Genomic DNA, 16,468 nt, shown 5'->3' with positions numbered 1-16,468 from the left:
AACGCTCTGCGTTTTTGTCATGACGGCAAAAGGGTCTCTGCGTCGCTCGCCAACGCCAGTGTATCCGTCACCTCATTTCCCTCCCGCTGCACTTAATCCGGCATCAAGCGCTGTCAGGATGCGATTGACATCTTCAGCGGTGATCACCAGCGATGGCGAAAGGATGACATTGGAGCCAGAGGTGCGCACCATCACGCCTGCGTCATAGGCGACATCCTGCACCTTTTGCACGACATCTTTCGGCGCTCCGGTTTTCAGCTCACGGTCGCTCACCAGTTCCAACGCGCACATCAATCCTTTGCCGCGCACATCGCCAATCAATGCGTGGCGTGTCTGCAATTCCTTGAGGCCCGCCAAAAGCTCATCGCCCCGCGCGCCAGCATTGGCGGCAACGTCCAGACGTCTGGTTTCCTTCAGCGTCGCCAGTGCGGCGGCAGCGCCAACGGGATGGCCGGAATAGGTATAGCCGTGGCCAATCGAGCCAATGCTGTTCTTGTTGGCTTCAAACACTTCCGCAATCTTGTCGGAAATCATCACCACCCCAAAGGGGAAATAGCCGTTGGTGATGGCTTTGGCGGTGGACATCATATCCGGTTTGACGCCCCACAAACGTGATCCGGTCCATGCTCCGGTTCGGCCAAACGCGGTAATCACCTCATCGGCAATCAGCAAAATACCATGCTTGTCGCAGATGGCGCGCATCATCGGCATGAAGGTTTCATGCGGCACAATGATGCCGCCAGCCCCCAGAACCGGCTCCATAATCAAGGCCGCGATGGTGTCGGCTCCCTGAAAGGCAATCTCATCTTCGAATTGACGGGCAATGGCGGCGGCGATCTCTGCCGGATCATTCAGGCCAAACGGATTGCGATAGGCATAGGGTGCCGCCAGATGGAAAACACCGGGCAAAAGCGGTTCATAATTGCGGCGGAAATTGCTATTGCCGTTGACCGAAGCACCACCGAAATGGGTGCCGTGATAGCCTTTTTTGAGCGCGAAGAACTTGGTGCGTTCCGGCTGACCATTGACCTTGTGATATTGGCGGGCAAGCCGCAGGCAGGTTTCCACCGAATCCGAGCCGCCTGACGTGAAGAAGGAGCGGCTGAGACCATCTTCCTTGAACCACTCTGCAAGCTCGAAGGACAGTTCGATCAACGGCGGATTGGTCGTGCCGCGAAAGGCGGAATAATAGGGCAGCACATCCAGCTGTTCGCTGATGGCCTTTTTGATCGGATCACAGGAATAACCAAGATTGACATTCCAAAGTCCGCCAACCCCATCCAGCACCGTTTTGCCATCAATATCGGTGATTTCAACACCGGATGCCGATGCAATGATGCGCGGCGGGTTCGCCAGCATTTCGGCCGGATGAGCCATCGGATGCCAGACATGGCGGGCATTGTTTTCAGTCAGGAAATTTGTCTCGCGCATGGCGATATCCTCTTCTCTCAAAGTCCAAGCATGGAAAGGGCGCGGGCGTAACCGTCCGCAGGGCGTGTAACGTCAAAATGGACACAAGGAAGATTGACCGCTTGCGCGCCTTCAATGTTCTTCAACTGATCGTCAACGAAAACGCAGGCGTCGCGCGGCAGGCCGATCTCGCTGATCACCTGCTCATAAGCGCGTGGATCAGGCTTCAGGATCTTCGTATAAGTCGCATCCACGATCACATCGAAGAGATCAATCAGCGGGAAACGTTTGCGGAATTCGACCCCGTAAAACAGATCAAGCTCGTTCGACAGGATGGCGAGTTTCAGCCCCGCCGCTTTGGCGCGGGTGATGGCGTCGCGCGCTTCCGGGCGCAGCACCAATTCGGCCTCTGCTCCACGTGCCCGCTGCACGAAGGTCTGCATGTCGGTCCAGTCTTCACCAACAAGCTTGCCGACTTCACGGGTCCGCTGCATCCAGTAATCGCGCTCGGTGATCTCGCGCTTTTGCATTGATGCCCAAAGGACATCATTATCAGCATCGAACGGGCCGCGCCAATTGAGCGTGCCGGGTTCAAGCCCCAAAGCCCGCTCGGTAATGTCGTGGGTTTCGAACAAGGTGCGGGTTACAACCCCGCCGAAATCAAGGATCAGTGCACGATTGCCTGTCATGGTTTGCCTTCCGGAATAATGCCTTGCGCGACCCAGTCGTCAAAGACGGCGAGAGCGTGAGCGGAAAATGCGGGGGAATTGATATGGGCTTCGACCTCGTGAAGCGTCACGGAATCGGGGATGGCGCGGCGCATGGCCTGCGTGAAGGCCTCAAGCCCTTCCGGGTCATGCAATGCCTCGCCCACCTCATCCCATGCCTGCACACCGTGCAAGGGCAGCAAAAACGCAACAGGCGCGGTGGAACGGGAGAGCTTTTCACCAATCAGCGCCGCCGTTTCCCGTCGCCCAATATGCGACGTTGTCACAGACCCAAGCAACCGATTGTGCGCATGGTAAGGGCGATCCGCCAAAGCGGCGGGCACAGGTTGCCAGGCCGGGAGATCAACCATATCCATGGCGCCGGGTGCCACCAGCTGCGGAATGCCGCACCGACCCGCGTTTTCCAGACGATCCGCGCCTGACGTGACGACCGTGCCGTTTTGGTGATTGACAACTTCCTGAACACAGAAATCGAAAACGGCAGAGAAGCCATTTTGCGCCGCAATCGCCTCAAACGCACGACCACCCATGCCTGTCGAGTGGAAGATCGCCACGTCATAGCCGCGCTTTTCAAGCTCGGGGCGCAGATGTTTCATATATTTGAGGCAGGACGAGCCAAGCGAGGTGATGCCAATCAGCGGCTTGTCTGCCGCAGGCTTCACGCTTGCACGCGCAGCCCCCACCACCGCACCACAGGCCTGTGACAGCACAGCGCGGCAAATGCCGTTCAGTCCATAAAGGCCACCGGCCCATAAAATCATCATCAAATCCGGCGCAATCCGCTCCGGCGGCAAAAGATGGGAATAGGCAATGGTTGACACCACAAATTTTGGCAGGCCCAGAGGCATTGCCAGCGCAACATCAAGCGCAAGGTCGGTGCCCATGGAGCCGCCCAGAACGATCATGCCGTCCACCTTGCCTGCTGCGCAGAGGTTGCGGGTCAGCGCAACAGCCCCTTCCGACATCAGCGCCATCGCCGAATGTTCATCACCGCTGTCAATAATATCCTGAATGGACACGCCTGCGGCTGCGGCAATGTCGTGTCTGGAATAGTCTGGCTGATAGGGCGGGTCCGCTAGTACGCTGACATCGACCATGACGGGTACGCCGCCTGCCGTGCGAATAATATCTGCCATAAACTGAAGCTCGGCGGATTTGGTATCGCCCGTGCCAATGACGAGAATATTCGGCACGAGACTATTTGGATTTTTTTCAATCGCTGATGACGCTCGAAGACTCATTCAAGCTGTTCCCTTTGTTGTTTTTACTGTTCCCCAAGGTCGTTAGGACCCGTAATATTTTTCTGAAATGCGTTTGGCGGCCTCGGCCACCGATGCTCCTAAACTGTTGAGCGTGTTGATATTGGCACGCACCAGAGGTGCGGCGATGGCAATGGTACCAACCGGCTGGCCGCTTGGTGTACGAATGGGTGCCGCGGTGCTGACCACACCGCTTTCAAGCCCCTGTTTGCAGATCGAAAATCCGCGCTCGACCGTTTCAGCCAGCATTTTTCGGACCTCAGACGCATCCGTGACCGTATGCTCGGTGAAGGATTCCAGCGGGTTTGATAAAGCGGCATCAATCCGGTGCGCATCAGAAAAAGCGAGATAGGCCAAGCCCGAAGCCGTGGCATGAAAGGGCAGATAGCTGCCAATTTCGACAATGACGCGATGAGCACGGGTTGAATCTTCAACGTGAATTGTCGCCAGACGACCACCCGTGAATTCCGACAGATGCACTGTCTCTTGCGACGCTTCCGCAAGCTCTTTGACAAAGGGAATAGCCGTGCGCAGAAATGGATAACGCGCTTCGCGAATGCGGGCCAATCGCACGGGGGCCGATCCAATCCGGTATTTCCGGCTCTCCTGATCCTGCTCGACAAAGCCGTGTTTTTCCAGCTCCACAAGCAAACGCCGTGTGGTTGCCTTATCGAGTTCGCTAAGGCGGGCAATATCCGTAAGCCCCGCGTCTTTGTTCAGCAGCGACAGGCTCTCCAGCAGTGACAAGGCTTTCCCGACGGTGCTCACACGGTTTCTCCCTCGTTGCGTCAGCAGATTCTCTGAAAGGCTCAAATCTACTTAACATGCGAATTAAGTTGACAGGTATGGATATTATTTGCAAGTCTATATTTGAAGTTACGGTTCATTATTTGAACCAATACTCCGATTGGCGCAGAACAAGATAAAAATCACCCGCCCTTCGATCCGGATTGACACTGGGAAGCTGCTCGCCGCGACAAAAATGTCCTGAGCAAAATCGGATAATCCAAAAGGGGAACGTTAAAACAATGGATCATCAACTCTCGAAAAGTGCAGAGGAAAATCAGCTGCGCAAGAACAGTCTCGGCGTCGGAGCCGTGACCTTTCTGGTGGTGTCGGCAGCGGCACCTCTGACGGCGGTGGCAGGCGGTGTTCCGCTGTCGATGTTGCTTGGCAATGGCGCTGGCATTCCGCTGACATTTCTGCTGGTCACCGCCATTCTGGTGCTGTTTGCCGTTGGTTATGTTGCCATGGCGCGCCATATCCGCAATGCCGGGGCCTTTTATGCCTATACGGCGCAAGGCCTTGGCGGCATGATGGGCGGGGCTGCGGCGCTCATCGCCATTCTGGCTTACAATGCCATGCAAATTGGCATCTTCGGCATGTTTGGTGCCGCAACCTCCGGCCTGTTTGCGGGTTTCGGCCTTGCCCTGCCCTGGTGGGTCTGGACCTATCTCGGCGTGGCCATCGTTGCGATTTTTGGCTATCGGCGAGTGGATTTTTCGGCCAAAGTGCTGACGGTTCTCGTCATTCTTGAATATCTCGTGGTGCTGGTCATTGATGCTGCGATTTTCATCAAGGGTGGAGACAGTGGCCTGTCTGCCGTTCCGTTTACGCCGGGCGCCCTGATGAGCGGCTCGCCAGCCATCGGCATCCTGTTTTGTTTTGCCTCCTTCATCGGTTTTGAGGCCACCACAATCTACAGCGAAGAAGCGCGCGAACCCCACAAGACCGTTCCGCGTGCGACCTATATTTCGGTGCTGATCATTGGCCTGTTCTACATGCTGACCTCATGGCTGATGGTCAATGGTGCGGGCGTGGACAAGCTGGTGCCGGAGCTGCAAGGCCTTGCCGATCCCACCACGTTCCTGTTTGTTCTCGCCGAGCGCTATGTCGGCACATGGATCACGCTGGTCATGCAAATCCTGTTCGTCACCAGCCTGTTTGCGGGCGTTCTGGCGTTCCACAATGGCGTTGCCCGTTACATGTACGTTGCCGGGCGTGAAGGCCTCCTGCCCAAATCCGTCGGCACCACGCACCCGATTTTCCAGAGCCCGCACGTTGGCTCGGTGATTCAGACGGTGATTACCGTGCTGGTCGTGGCGGTGTTTGCCCTCACCGGACAAGACCCGGTGCTGGCGATGTTCTCATGGCTCACCAATGTTGGCACGCTGGCCATTATTCTGCTGATGGCTTTCACCGCCTTTTCGATTGTCGCCTTCTTCAGCCGCAATCCCGGGCTTGAAAACAATCTGCTGGTCACCAAGGTTCTGCCCATCATCACCGGCGTCATTCTGGCGTGGCTGGTCTTCTATATTTCCACCAATTTCGGCAGCATTGCTGGTGCAAGCGGTGTGCTGGCGGTGGTCCTGCCGGGCCTTGTGCTGATTGCTGCCATCATTGGGTTGATCTGCGCCGCACGGTTGAAATCGACTGATCCGGCCCGATTTGCCCGTTTGGGTGCTGGACAGGATGTGTAGCGGATTAAAACGCGCCCAATGGCAGGCACCACGCCTGCCATTGGGGTTTGCAAAACAGTGATTTGCGAGGAATGACATGCAGGATAAAATCAATCAGCTTCGGACGCTTCAAATTCCACCTCAGTCGCTGTTTATCAATGGCGCTTGGCACGCTCCCCTGAGCGATGCCTCAATGGACGTGATCTCGCCCATCGACGGCAGCAAGCTGACGACCATCGCCGATGCGGGCGCACAAGATGTTGATCGCGCCGTCAAGGCAGCCCGCGCCGCCTTTGACAAGGGACATTGGTCAAAAGCAGCGCCCGCCGAGCGCAAAAAAGTGCTGCTGCGCATTGCCGAGCTGATCGAGCGCGATGCACTGGAACTGGCTGTTCTGGGCGTGCGCGACAACGGTACGGAAATCAGCATGGCACTGAAAGCCGAACCGGGCAGCGCCAGCGGCACGTTTCGCTATTACGCCGAAGCGATCGATAAAATATATGGCGAAATTGCCCCCACAGCCGAGGGCGTGTTGGGCCTGATTCACCGCGAACCTGTTGGCGTTGTGGCGGCCATTGTGCCGTGGAATTTCCCGATGATGATTGGTGCATGGAAGATCGCACCCGCCTTGGCAGCAGGCAATTCCGTGGTGTTGAAACCGGCGGAGGGTGCATCGCTGAATCTTCTGAAACTCGCCAGCCTCTGTGCGGAAGCAGGCTTGCCGGAGGGTGTGCTGAATGTCGTAACCGGACGCGGCGCAATCACCGGTGAAGCCATTGGCATGCACGGGGATATCGACGTGCTGGTCTTCACCGGCTCCGGCGGTGTGGGCCGTCGCCTGCTGGAATATTCGGCACGCTCCAACCTGAAACGGGTCTATCTTGAGCTTGGCGGCAAATCTCCCAATATCGTGTTTGCTGATGCACCAGACCTCGACAAGGCCGCCAAAACATCGGCTTTCGGCATTTTCAGAAATTCGGGACAGGTCTGTGTGGCGGGTTCGCGCCTGCTGGTGGAAAAATCCATTCATGAAGAATTTGCGGAAAAACTCGCCCGGATTGCCACATCGATTAAAGTGGGTGACCCCCTGTTGTTGAGCACAGAATCCGGTGCCATCTCCAGTGAAATTCAGCTTGAGAAGGATCTCGGTTTTGCAAAACAGGCCCTTGCGGAAGGGGCGCAACTGAGAGCGGGTGGCGGACGGATTTTGGAAAAAACCGGCGGGTTTTACATGCAGCCAACCGTGCTGGATGTGACGCCGGACATGACCCTTGCGCGAGAAGAGGTTTTTGGCCCCCTTCTCGCCATCATCCCGTTTGAGACCGAAGCAGAGGCCCTGCACATCGCCAATGCAACAGATTATGGCCTTGCCTCTGCCGTGTGGACATCCAACCTTTCGCGCGCCCATAAAATGGTGCGCGGCATCAAGGCTGGTGTCGTGCATGTCAACACCTATGGCGGGGCCGACAACACAGTGCCTCTGGGTGGCGTCAAGCAATCGGGCAATGGCCACGATAAATCACTGCATGCGCTGGACAAATATTTAGACCTGAAAACCGCCTGGTTTCAGCTCTGAGCGCGGAAAATCTCAAGCGAGATAGGCCTTGTGCAAAATCTCCGGGTCCCGCTCCAGAATGGCGGGATCACCACTGTAGACCAGACGCCCGCGTGACATGACATGGGCCACATCGGCAAGCTTGAGCGCAACAGCCGTGAATTGCTCAATCAACAAAACGCCTGTTCCCTCCTGCGCCAGCCGTGTCACCACGCCCATCAGGCGTTTGACAATCAACGGTGCCAGTCCAAGCGACATTTCGTCGGCCAGAATGAATTTGGGTCTGCAAATCAGCGCTTGTCCAAGCGCCAGCATCTGTTGCTGGCCGCCGGACATTGAGCCAGCCCGTTGGGATTTCCGCTCTGCAAGTTCTCCAAAAATCGCGTAGATTTCATCAAGAGCGCGGGCAAGCTCGACCTTCGAATGGACGTGGCCCGCCGCCCGCAGATTGTCGTCTACTGAGAGGCCCGCCAGAACCCGATGCCCTTCCGGGACAGCGGCAATACCGGCGGCCCGCACCAGATTGGGCGATGCGCCAACCAATGGGCGACCGTCGATTTCGATATGCCCGCCCTCCACTGGCAAAACACCCGCCAGCGCCAGGACAAGCGAGCTTTTGCCTGCCCCATTGGGGCCAAGAAGGGCCGTAACCTTGCCCGGCTCCAGCGACAGCGAGAGATCATCGACAGCGAGTTTTACCCCACGACGGATTTTAAGATTGCGAATATGGAGCAGACTCATGCGGCATCCTCCACACCCAGATAAACCGCCCGGACACGATCATCTTTCAGCACCGCAGCCGTCTCCCCATACATCACCAGTGCACCAAAATCGAGAACCATGGTTTTGGTGCAGGTTGCTTGAATGAGGTCAACGTCATGGTCGATCAGCAGTGTCATTGCGCCAGTGTGGTCTGCAATGCCCGTGATCACATCGCGCAGCTTGGCGACCTCGTTCTGGGCAAAACCTGCACCGGGCTCATCCAGCAGCAGGAGGCGCGGTTTTCCGGCCACGCAACGCGCAAGCTCAACCATGCGCCGCTCGAAAGCATTCAGGCTTTCAGCCCGCACGTGTCGCTGCGCCAGAATACCGGTATAATCCAGTGCCGCCGATACCGCCTGCTCGGTTTGGGCACGGCTGAGGCGGAGCGGGTCAAGCACCACCCGCACGTTCTCTTCAACCGTCAGGTCATCCACCACCTGCTCCTTCTGGAACGATCGCCGCAGCCCCCATTGGGCGCGCTGATGCGGCAAAAGCGGTGTTATCGACTGACCAAAGGCCATGATCGTGCCCTGTATGGGACGAACGATGCCGGAGAGAACATTGAGAAACGTGGTTTTGCCCGCACCATTCGGCCCGATAATGCCAACCACGGGAGCGTCCAACTCCACCGTGACGTGGTTGAGGGCAGTCACACCACCAAATTTGACCGTCAGGTCATCGATTTTAATCATGCGCGTCCCCTCATTCTGGAGGCCAGTGCAGCACTCAGATCCTGCAACTGCCCAGCGAGACCACGCGGTGCGGTCATCAAGGCATGGATCAACGCCGCACCAAAGATGATATAGGCGGCATCACCATTGACGCCGAGATCATTGAGAATGGCAGGCACGAAGCGATAGAGAGCGGCGGCGAGAATGGCACCAAACCAGCTCCACGACCCGCCAACGATGGTGAGCGCGAACATCATGATGGACTCTGCTGCCGGAAAAGAACGCGCATCAAGGAGTTGCAGATTGCCAGCCAGCAACACGCCAGCAACTCCGGCCAGAAAGCCCGACAAGGCAAAGCCCCAGATCTTGTAAAACGTGACATTGACGCCAACCGACATGGCAACCGCCTCGGACCGGCGGATCATCGCCCAGGCCCGCCCCGGCTTCGACCGCTCATGCCAGCGGATCAACAAAAAGCCGAGCACCACAACCAGCACACAATAGCTGAAATAGGCGCTGTCAGACTGAGCAAGCATCGGGCGTGGCATGTATTTGACCGATTGGACCGCAAAACCCGAAAACCCGGAGCCGCCATTGGGAAATTGCACCACATTGATCACAATGGCAAAGCCACCAGCCACCATCAATGTAACCAGAGCCAGATAAAGCCCGCGCATGCGCAGTGCCGGATAAGCGAAGATCATCCCGATCAGCGCCGTTGCGACACCACCCAGCACCATATTGATTTCAAACAGCAGGCCCGTGCCATGCGCCAGCCGTAGACCAACCCAGCCCCCGCACCCCATCAGCGCCACTTGGGCCAGAGACACAAGGCCCAGACGGCGATAGAGCAGTGCAATGCTGGCCGAGGTGAGGGTGAAAACAGCAACCGAGGTCAACACTTTCAGCCACAAGGCACCGATCAACAGCGGCAGGCCAAAGGCGACAATGGCCACAAGCAGCCCAAGGGCAAGTGCTGTGCGATTGACGTTTGATCCCGCCGCAACACCGGGCGTGGACATGGATGTTTGCACCATTGTCATCAATCCTCTCCTGAGAACGTCAACTGGCGTCCGCGCTGGAGCCACATGAGGGCGAGAATTGCGATCACAAACGGGGCCGCGACCCGCAACGGTGCCAGTGGTTTGACAAGCGTGAGCATGCTTTCGATCACGCCGATGATCAGGCCTGCGCAAAAGGTCACTGGGATGGATTGCAACCGTCCGACCACGGTGGTGGCAATCATTGGAATGACCAGAAAGGTCAAAACGGCGGGATCAAGGCGCACCAGATCGCCAAACATCAGGCCTGTGAAACCTGCCAGCAGGCCCGACAGCCCCCATGCAACCGCTTCAACACGCTGTATCGGTATGCCCAAGACACTTGCCACTTCCCGATTGTCGGCCAGAGAGCGCATCAACAGGCCCATGCGGGTGCGTGCCAGATAGATCCCCATTCCAAGAGTGACGACCAGCCCTGTCACCAGCGCGATCAGGCGGGTGCCATTGACCCTCATGCCCAACAGATCAACGCTCAACATATCCGAAAACAGGGAGAGCTTTCTGGGTGTGACAACCCACAGCAGGTTCATCACCCCCAAAAGGCAAAGCGCAAAACCAAGTGTCGCAACAGCCTTGACCACTGGCTCGCGCTTGGAAAGTCCCGGTGCAACCAACAGGCCAAACCCCAGCGACAGCAGCAGGCTGACCGCGAGGCAGCCGCCCCAAGCCAGCGGCTCCGGTAGTTTCCACGCCAGAAGCTGCCAAGCGCTCATGGCTCCCACGGCACCAATGGCACCGTAGGCAAAATTCAGCACGCCCGTGGCGCGGTTGAGAATAACAAGTCCAACCCCGCCCAGCGCGTAAAGAGCGCCCACGGCAAGACCGGAAACCAGGAACATTCCGTAGGCACCCATGATCTGCCATCCACTCAGTTGGTGATGCCGAGCGCTTTTTCCTGAGCCCGATAAGGCTCAAGATAGGCGCTATCGACATCAGTACAGGGGCCGACAACCTTGTAACCACCATTGACAAACTGCACCATCATATTGGCGTGGTTGGGCATATGGCGATCCCCATCGCCGACATAATAGGGTCCGCACAGAAGATCCGATTTTTCGTTCTTGATGGCCCGGATCGCGTCCGTCACGGTGGCGCGATTGATCTTGCCGGGATCAAGCTTCAATATGGCATCGGTGAAAAACCGTGCCGAGAGATAGCCCGCCTGACTAAACGTATCGCGTGGATCGCTCTTGGCACCATATTGATCAAGGATTGCCCGCCAATTGTTGGCATCTGGCCCAGTGCCATCAATCGGTGTCAGCTCGGTATTGACATACATCACCCCGGACCATGCATCTCCGAGAAGAGCTGGCACATCCCGATCATAAAGCGGCGTTGAGGAGATCCATTTGAAGGAATCCCGCTGGCCGGATTGCAATGCGACCGACAGAAACGCCGCTGCCATGCCCGCTGGCAGATTGACCAGAATGGTGTCAGGACTATTGGCCACCGCTTCCAGAAAGGCGGAATTCATATCCGCCGTACTGGGATCGATCAGAACGCTGGAGCCTTTGAGTCCCTTGGACGTCATGTATTTTTCCGTCCAGCCGCAAGAATATTGACCAACGGTTGGAATGGTCAGACCAATGCAGGTGACATGTTTGGATTGCAGATTGGCAACCGCCCATTGCGCGGCTCCGACACTGGAGGGCATAGGCCCTTCATTGGTCGAAACGATATTTTTCGATTCAAAGCATTCGGCAACAGCACAGCCGGATGCCATCGACATCACGCCTTCCTGCTCATACAATTTGGCGTTCACACCCATTTCCACAAAGGATGCGGAGCCCACCAGAGCGACGACCTTTTCATCCTTCACCAGTTTGGTGGCGACTTGCGCTGCGGTTTCGGGGTTCCACTGATCATCCTTGACGAGATAATTGATGGGTCGCCCGTTGATGCCGCCATTTTCGTTGACGCAGTTAAAATAGGCCTGAGCAGCCTTGGATGCGGACGAAAAATCATCCGGTCCCGTCTGGCCGATCACAGCGCCAACCTTGATCGGCTCGCCCGTGGCTTTTTTGCCATTGTTGAGACCGCAGGTTGCTGCCGCCGATGCGGTTCCTGCCATGAAAAACAGCGCACCGATAACGGCGGCTCCGGTGAGATAATGCTTGCTCATGCTTTCCTCCCAAAAAGCTGTACGATGATTGCCTCAGGCGGCGTGGTCCTTGCCCAGAATGAAGCGACTGACTCTTTCGCCAATCATGATGGTCGGCGCATTGGTGTTGCCCGAAACCAGCGTTGGCATGATGGATGCGTCTGCCACCCTTAGCTTATCGACCCCGCGCACCTTCAGGTCTTCACTCACCACCGCCATTCGGTCATCTGCTGCGCCCATTTTGCAGGTGCAGGACGGGTGGAAGACGGTTTTGGAGACCGTCCGGATATAGTCGCGCAGCGCCGCCGGGTCCTTTTCAATGCCGGGGGCTGGCAAGACCCGGCGCTTGATCAGCTTGGCAAGCGAGGGCGCTTCAGTGATCTTGATGGCCAGTTCAACCCCGCGCACCAGCGTTTCGAGATCCGCCGGATTGGAAAAGGAATTGGCATTGAACAGCGCCGAATCCTTGGGATTGGCCGAGCGCAGCTTGACCGTGCCGCGCGACTGCGGGCGCAAGAAGCAAGGCCCGATCGAAATACCATGGCCGGGCACGGTTTCACGCTCGGCGAAACCGTTGAACGATGGCAGAACGTGGAATTGAACGTCCGGCTGACCCGTGCCGCTGGTATCCACGAAGCCACCCGATTCCACCACGGTGGAGGTCAGCAAGCCGGTCTTCGTCAGCAGATATTGCAGCATGTGTGAGGCAGCGGCCAAGCCCTTGTCCTGACCGAACATCGAAATCGGGTCTTTAACCTCGGCCTGCACCGTGGCTTCCAGATGGTCCTGATAGTTCTCGCCCACACCCGGCAAATCCACAAGAACCTCAATGCCGTGCGACTTCAAATGAGACGCCTCACCAATGCCGGAAAGCTGCAAAATCTTGGGAGAGGCAATGGCACCGGCGGACAGCACAATCTCGCCCTTGGCAAGAATTGTTTCGCCCGTGGACAGCAAAACACCCTTGGCGGTTCGCCCGTCAAACAGGATCTTATCGACCTTGGTTTTGGTCATAATGGTAAGATTGGCGCGGTTTTCGGCATCGCGCAAAAACGCCTGGGCAGCGCTCCAGCGGCGGCCGTTATAGGTTGTCGCCTGATAAAAACCGACGCCGTCCTGATCTTCACCATTGAAGTCTTCGTTGTATTTCAGCCCCACTTCCTGAGCGGCGCGAATGAACGCCCAGGAAAGCGGATGGCCAAAGCGACGATCCGAGACCTTCAACGGGCCATCCGCTCCATGATAGTCACCGGACAGCCGTTGATTGCCTTCCAGATCGCGGAAAACCGGCAGAACGTGATCATAAGACCATGAACGGCACCCCATCTGCGCCCAGCTATCATAATCCTGCTTTTGGCCGCGCACATAAATCATGGCATTCAGTGAGCTGCTGCCACCAATTACATTGCCTTGCGGCACAACATTGACACGGCCATTCAAGCCCTTGTCCGGCTCGGACGTATAGAAATTCACATCCCGGCCCTTCTCCAGCACCTTGAAGAAGGTGGCTGGAATGTGAATGAATTTTTCCGTGTCCTGCTGACCGCCTTCGATCAGCAGCACCCTGTTTTTGGGGTTTTCCGACAGTCTGGCAGCGGCCACACAGCCCGCCGAGCCACCGCCAATGACAATATAGTCAAATTCGCGCATAATCACCTCCCGCACGGCAGTTTTCAGCCGTCGCGCACACCGTCAAATTCTTGTGAAATCAGCAGAAAACCGATTGAATCGTGGTCAGTTCCTTGAGGCCATCCGCCCCGAACTCCACGCCAATACCCGATTGCTTGACGCCGCCAAACGGCGCATTCGGCTGAATGGCTCCATGCTTGTTGATCCACACCGAGCCACATTCCAACCGTGCCGCCACCGCCTTGGCGGCCACGGGATCACTCGACCAGACAGAGCCTCCCAACCCGGCTGGATTATCGTTGGCCTTGGCAATGACCTGATCAAGATCCGTGTAGCGAATGATGGGCAATGCCGGGCCGAACTGCTCATGGTCAACCAGCTTGGCACCGTGATCGATATCAGCCACCAGAGTGATAGGATAGAAATAGCCCTTGCCATCCTTTGGCGCACCGCCGATCAGCACACGGCCACCTCTATCAACGGCATCCTGCACATAGGAGGATACGATGTCATATTGCATCTTGTTCTGGACCGGCCCCAGAATGCTGTCTTCGGCCAGTCCGTCGCCCAGCTTGACGCTGGCGGCATAGGCAGACAAGGCGTCGCACACCTGATCATAAAGGCTGTCATGCACATACAGGCGCTTCAGGCAGGCACAGGTCTGGCCGCTGTTGATGAACGCGCCCCAGAAGAGACCCTCGGCAATGGCGTTCGGATCGGCATCGGGCAGGACAATCCCGGCATCATTGCCGCCAAGCTCAAGGGTCAGACGCTTCAATGTATCGGCAGCCGAAGCCATGACCTTGCGGCCCGTGGCTGTTGATCCGGTGAAGGTAATCTTGGCGATGTCCTGATGGGTTGTCAGCAGCGCACCAAGTTCATTGCCGCCGGTTACCACATTCAGCACACCCGCAGGCAAGACTTCGTTGATGAGTTGGACCATGCGAATGGTTGACAGAGGCGTATAGGGCGATGGCTTGATGATCACCGTATTGCCCACGCGGATTGCCGGAATGATATGCCAGATGGCAATCATCACAGGCCAGTTCCAAGGCGTGATTGAAGCGACCACGCCGATTGGCTTGCGGTGCAATTCCACCCGCCCTTCCGGGCCATTCTGAAGAACTTCCACTGGCAGATCCAGCGATGCCGTATGACGGGCCCACGCGACGGCTCCACCGATTTCAAAGCGCGAACCCAGACCATTCAGCGGCTTGCCCTGCTCCAGCGTCAAGAGATGGGCAAGCTCATCCGCATGGGCTTCCAGCGTGTCGGCAATCGCCACACAGGCTTGCGCGCGCTCATCCGATGTCTTGGCAGACCACAGCGGAAATGCAGCCTTGGCGGCGGCAATGGCCTGTTCAAGCTGCTCGGGTGAAGCAAGCGGCATAAGACCGGCCACGTCGCCGGTCGATGGATTGGTAACTTCGGCATAGCCTGCCGTCTCGACGGCCTTGCCGCTAATGATCAGCGAATAATGCGACATGACTTCCTCCCATGCACGTTTTCTGTCTCCAGAGTAATCAGCAGAGAGGTTCACGTCTTGGATGCGGGCGCAGCGTGAATTGGACAAAAACGCGGAAATATACGCCCCAGTGCTGTCAGCTTCTGGAGATTACATCCTTTGGAGAGCAATCGAAAAGCTTGCGAAAGCAGCGGTTGAAATAGGAGATATCATTGAAACCCACGGAGTAGGCAATACCGGCAATGGTGTTGTTATCTTCGTTCCCTTTCAGCCGTTGCAATCGCGCACGCGCCAGATTCAGCCGTCTGAGCTTGATCATGCCAGTCACCGTCATGCCTTGCGCGTTCAGATCATCTTGCAGGGTTCGCAATGACACGCCAACGCGATCAGCCAACCATTGCGGCGACAGCCATTCCTCGGTCAGGTGTTCATCGATCAGCACCTGAACAACCTCAAGGCGGCCCATGGTGCTATCCGCCTGAATGAACAGCGCTTCATCCGTATTGCAGGAAAAGGCTTGCCGGGTGGCATTGAAGAACAGCTCCCGCAGATGCGGTGCGCGGGCATCATTGTGGTCGGTTTTCATCATCTTGGCCACGAGGGCCGCCAGCATCACCGACATCGGATCATCCGAGCCAATTTTGCGGGTCACGGACATTCGGCTGGACTTGTCCGACAGAAGCAGTTGGCGTGGCAAATGCACGGACAGATGATTGGAAAACAAACCGCCGAAATAAAAGGTGGATGGCCGGGCGGAATCCACCAAAACACAATCACCTGGGTCCAGCCGCTCCTGCCGCCCCGCTTGTGCTATTCCGCAAGAGCCTTCGAGCTGTAGCAACAGAAAAAGATTGTCGCCACTATCGGCCCGGATATCATCGGGATCACGGTGGATCAGGTCGAGATCATTGGCAACCTGCGCCAGTTCAAGCCCAGCCACGTCACAGACCGTGGCCCCTCCCCTCACCCTGTCGCCGTTCTGCACTGGACGCGGATTGAAACTACCGCATATGGACTTCAGCTTGGCCGACCAGTCCTCAAAATCAAGTGCAGGCCATTGATGTGGAATAAACCCGGATAGGTTTGCCGTTTGCATGTCCGTCTCCTCCCAAAGCCGGTCGTATTTTTAGTATACATGTTAATAATCTGGCAAATCTGGAAAATGTCAATTCTAACTTTCTGGCGTCAGTTCCGATGTTGGACCAGTGGGCAAATCCAGACCGAACCATGGGACGCGCTTCCTCTCCGGTGTCTGCCTGCGATCAGTGTGAGGTTTTGCCCGCCGGAAATACACCGTCGGAACCAGATAGGCTCAAATCTTTTTGTTGCCATTTGTCTTTTCGGAAAAACCGGGCTCTGCGGTTCCCT

14 protein-coding genes are annotated in these 16,468 nt (G+C 56.8%); 2 read left to right on the top strand and 12 right to left on the bottom strand.

The annotated features are described in order from the left end of the window. Positions 1-72: 72 nt before the first annotated feature. The 4 genes from ASB66_RS20260 to ASB66_RS20245 are packed head-to-tail and all read right to left on the bottom strand — an operon-like array spanning position 73 to position 4,165. A complete protein-coding gene (locus tag ASB66_RS20260) occupies positions 73-1,431 on the bottom strand; it encodes an aspartate aminotransferase family protein (protein WP_060720067.1) in 1,359 nt (452 codons plus the stop codon). A 17-nt stretch (positions 1,432-1,448) separates the two neighbouring features. Beyond that, the gene (locus tag ASB66_RS20255; protein WP_060720066.1) at positions 1,449-2,099 is read right to left on the bottom strand and encodes an HAD family hydrolase; all 651 of its coding nucleotides are present in this window, start codon (positions 2,097-2,099) and stop codon (positions 1,449-1,451) included. Continuing rightward, a complete protein-coding gene (locus ASB66_RS20250) occupies positions 2,096-3,379 on the bottom strand; it encodes a Tm-1-like ATP-binding domain-containing protein (RefSeq protein ID WP_060720065.1) in 1,284 nt (427 codons plus the stop codon). Before ASB66_RS20250 ends, ASB66_RS20255 begins: the two co-directional genes overlap by 4 nt. 42 nt (positions 3,380-3,421) lie before the next feature. Further along, positions 3,422-4,165, bottom strand: coding sequence for an IclR family transcriptional regulator (locus ASB66_RS20245; protein WP_060720064.1), 744 nt, complete (start codon positions 4,163-4,165; stop codon positions 3,422-3,424). A gap of 260 nt (positions 4,166-4,425) precedes the next feature. On the opposite strand from ASB66_RS20245, the gene ASB66_RS20240 reads away from it, so the two are divergent. Further along, entirely contained in the window at positions 4,426-5,877 is a 1,452-nt protein-coding gene (locus ASB66_RS20240) for an APC family permease (RefSeq protein ID WP_060720063.1), read from the top strand. Between the two features lie 76 nt (positions 5,878-5,953). Then, positions 5,954-7,432, top strand: a complete 1,479-nt coding sequence (locus tag ASB66_RS20235; protein WP_060720062.1) for an aldehyde dehydrogenase — start codon at positions 5,954-5,956, stop codon at positions 7,430-7,432. A 12-nt stretch (positions 7,433-7,444) separates the two neighbouring features. On the opposite strand, the gene ASB66_RS20230 is transcribed toward ASB66_RS20235, so the two are convergent. From ASB66_RS20230 to ASB66_RS20195, 8 genes are all read right to left on the bottom strand, one after another. Continuing rightward, a complete protein-coding gene (locus tag ASB66_RS20230; protein ID WP_060720061.1) occupies positions 7,445-8,152 on the bottom strand; it encodes an ABC transporter ATP-binding protein in 708 nt (235 codons plus the stop codon). Beyond that, entirely contained in the window at positions 8,149-8,865 is a 717-nt protein-coding gene (locus ASB66_RS20225) for an ABC transporter ATP-binding protein (protein WP_060720060.1), read from the bottom strand. Before ASB66_RS20225 ends, ASB66_RS20230 begins: the two co-directional genes overlap by 4 nt. Continuing rightward, positions 8,862-9,887, bottom strand: a complete 1,026-nt coding sequence (locus ASB66_RS20220) for a branched-chain amino acid ABC transporter permease (RefSeq protein WP_060720059.1) — start codon at positions 9,885-9,887, stop codon at positions 8,862-8,864. Before ASB66_RS20220 ends, ASB66_RS20225 begins: the two co-directional genes overlap by 4 nt. Beyond that, positions 9,887-10,759, bottom strand: coding sequence for a branched-chain amino acid ABC transporter permease (locus ASB66_RS20215; RefSeq protein WP_060720058.1), 873 nt, complete (start codon positions 10,757-10,759; stop codon positions 9,887-9,889). The genes ASB66_RS20220 and ASB66_RS20215 overlap by 1 nt, the downstream gene beginning before the upstream one ends. 14 nt (positions 10,760-10,773) lie before the next feature. After that, a complete protein-coding gene (locus ASB66_RS20210) occupies positions 10,774-12,027 on the bottom strand; it encodes an ABC transporter substrate-binding protein (protein ID WP_060720057.1) in 1,254 nt (417 codons plus the stop codon). A 33-nt stretch (positions 12,028-12,060) separates the two neighbouring features. Further along, a complete protein-coding gene (locus ASB66_RS20205; RefSeq protein ID WP_060720056.1) occupies positions 12,061-13,656 on the bottom strand; it encodes a GMC family oxidoreductase in 1,596 nt (531 codons plus the stop codon). Between the two features lie 58 nt (positions 13,657-13,714). Then, positions 13,715-15,121, bottom strand: a complete 1,407-nt coding sequence (locus ASB66_RS20200) for an aldehyde dehydrogenase family protein (protein ID WP_060720055.1) — start codon at positions 15,119-15,121, stop codon at positions 13,715-13,717. Between the two features lie 115 nt (positions 15,122-15,236). Then, on the bottom strand, positions 15,237-16,196 hold the full coding sequence (locus ASB66_RS20195; RefSeq protein ID WP_060720054.1) for a helix-turn-helix domain-containing protein: 960 nt from the start codon (positions 16,194-16,196) through the stop codon (positions 15,237-15,239). Between the last annotated feature and the right edge of the window lie 272 nt (positions 16,197-16,468).

This window comes from Gillisella vitis, assembly GCF_001541345.2.
Taxonomy (GTDB): Bacteria; Pseudomonadota; Alphaproteobacteria; order Rhizobiales; family Rhizobiaceae; genus Allorhizobium; species Allorhizobium vitis.
This window is presented reverse-complemented; position numbering and strand designations above follow the sequence as displayed.

Coding starts and splice junctions, on each gene's coding strand:
- ASB66_RS20200 (WP_060720055.1), bottom strand. CDS start 15,121: ATGTCGCATTATTCGCTGATCATTAGCGGCAAGGCCGTCGAGACGGCA.
- ASB66_RS20255 (WP_060720066.1), bottom strand. CDS start 2,099: ATGACAGGCAATCGTGCACTGATCCTTGATTTCGGCGGGGTTGTAACC.
- ASB66_RS20240 (WP_060720063.1), top strand. CDS start 4,426: ATGGATCATCAACTCTCGAAAAGTGCAGAGGAAAATCAGCTGCGCAAG.
- ASB66_RS20220 (WP_060720059.1), bottom strand. CDS start 9,887: ATGACAATGGTGCAAACATCCATGTCCACGCCCGGTGTTGCGGCGGGA.
- ASB66_RS20260 (WP_060720067.1), bottom strand. CDS start 1,431: ATGCGCGAGACAAATTTCCTGACTGAAAACAATGCCCGCCATGTCTGG.
- ASB66_RS20225 (WP_060720060.1), bottom strand. CDS start 8,865: ATGATTAAAATCGATGACCTGACGGTCAAATTTGGTGGTGTGACTGCC.
- ASB66_RS20235 (WP_060720062.1), top strand. CDS start 5,954: ATGCAGGATAAAATCAATCAGCTTCGGACGCTTCAAATTCCACCTCAG.
- ASB66_RS20250 (WP_060720065.1), bottom strand. CDS start 3,379: ATGAGTCTTCGAGCGTCATCAGCGATTGAAAAAAATCCAAATAGTCTC.
- ASB66_RS20210 (WP_060720057.1), bottom strand. CDS start 12,027: ATGAGCAAGCATTATCTCACCGGAGCCGCCGTTATCGGTGCGCTGTTT.
- ASB66_RS20230 (WP_060720061.1), bottom strand. CDS start 8,152: ATGAGTCTGCTCCATATTCGCAATCTTAAAATCCGTCGTGGGGTAAAA.
- ASB66_RS20195 (WP_060720054.1), bottom strand. CDS start 16,196: ATGCAAACGGCAAACCTATCCGGGTTTATTCCACATCAATGGCCTGCA.
- ASB66_RS20215 (WP_060720058.1), bottom strand. CDS start 10,759: ATGGGTGCCTACGGAATGTTCCTGGTTTCCGGTCTTGCCGTGGGCGCT.
- ASB66_RS20205 (WP_060720056.1), bottom strand. CDS start 13,656: ATGCGCGAATTTGACTATATTGTCATTGGCGGTGGCTCGGCGGGCTGT.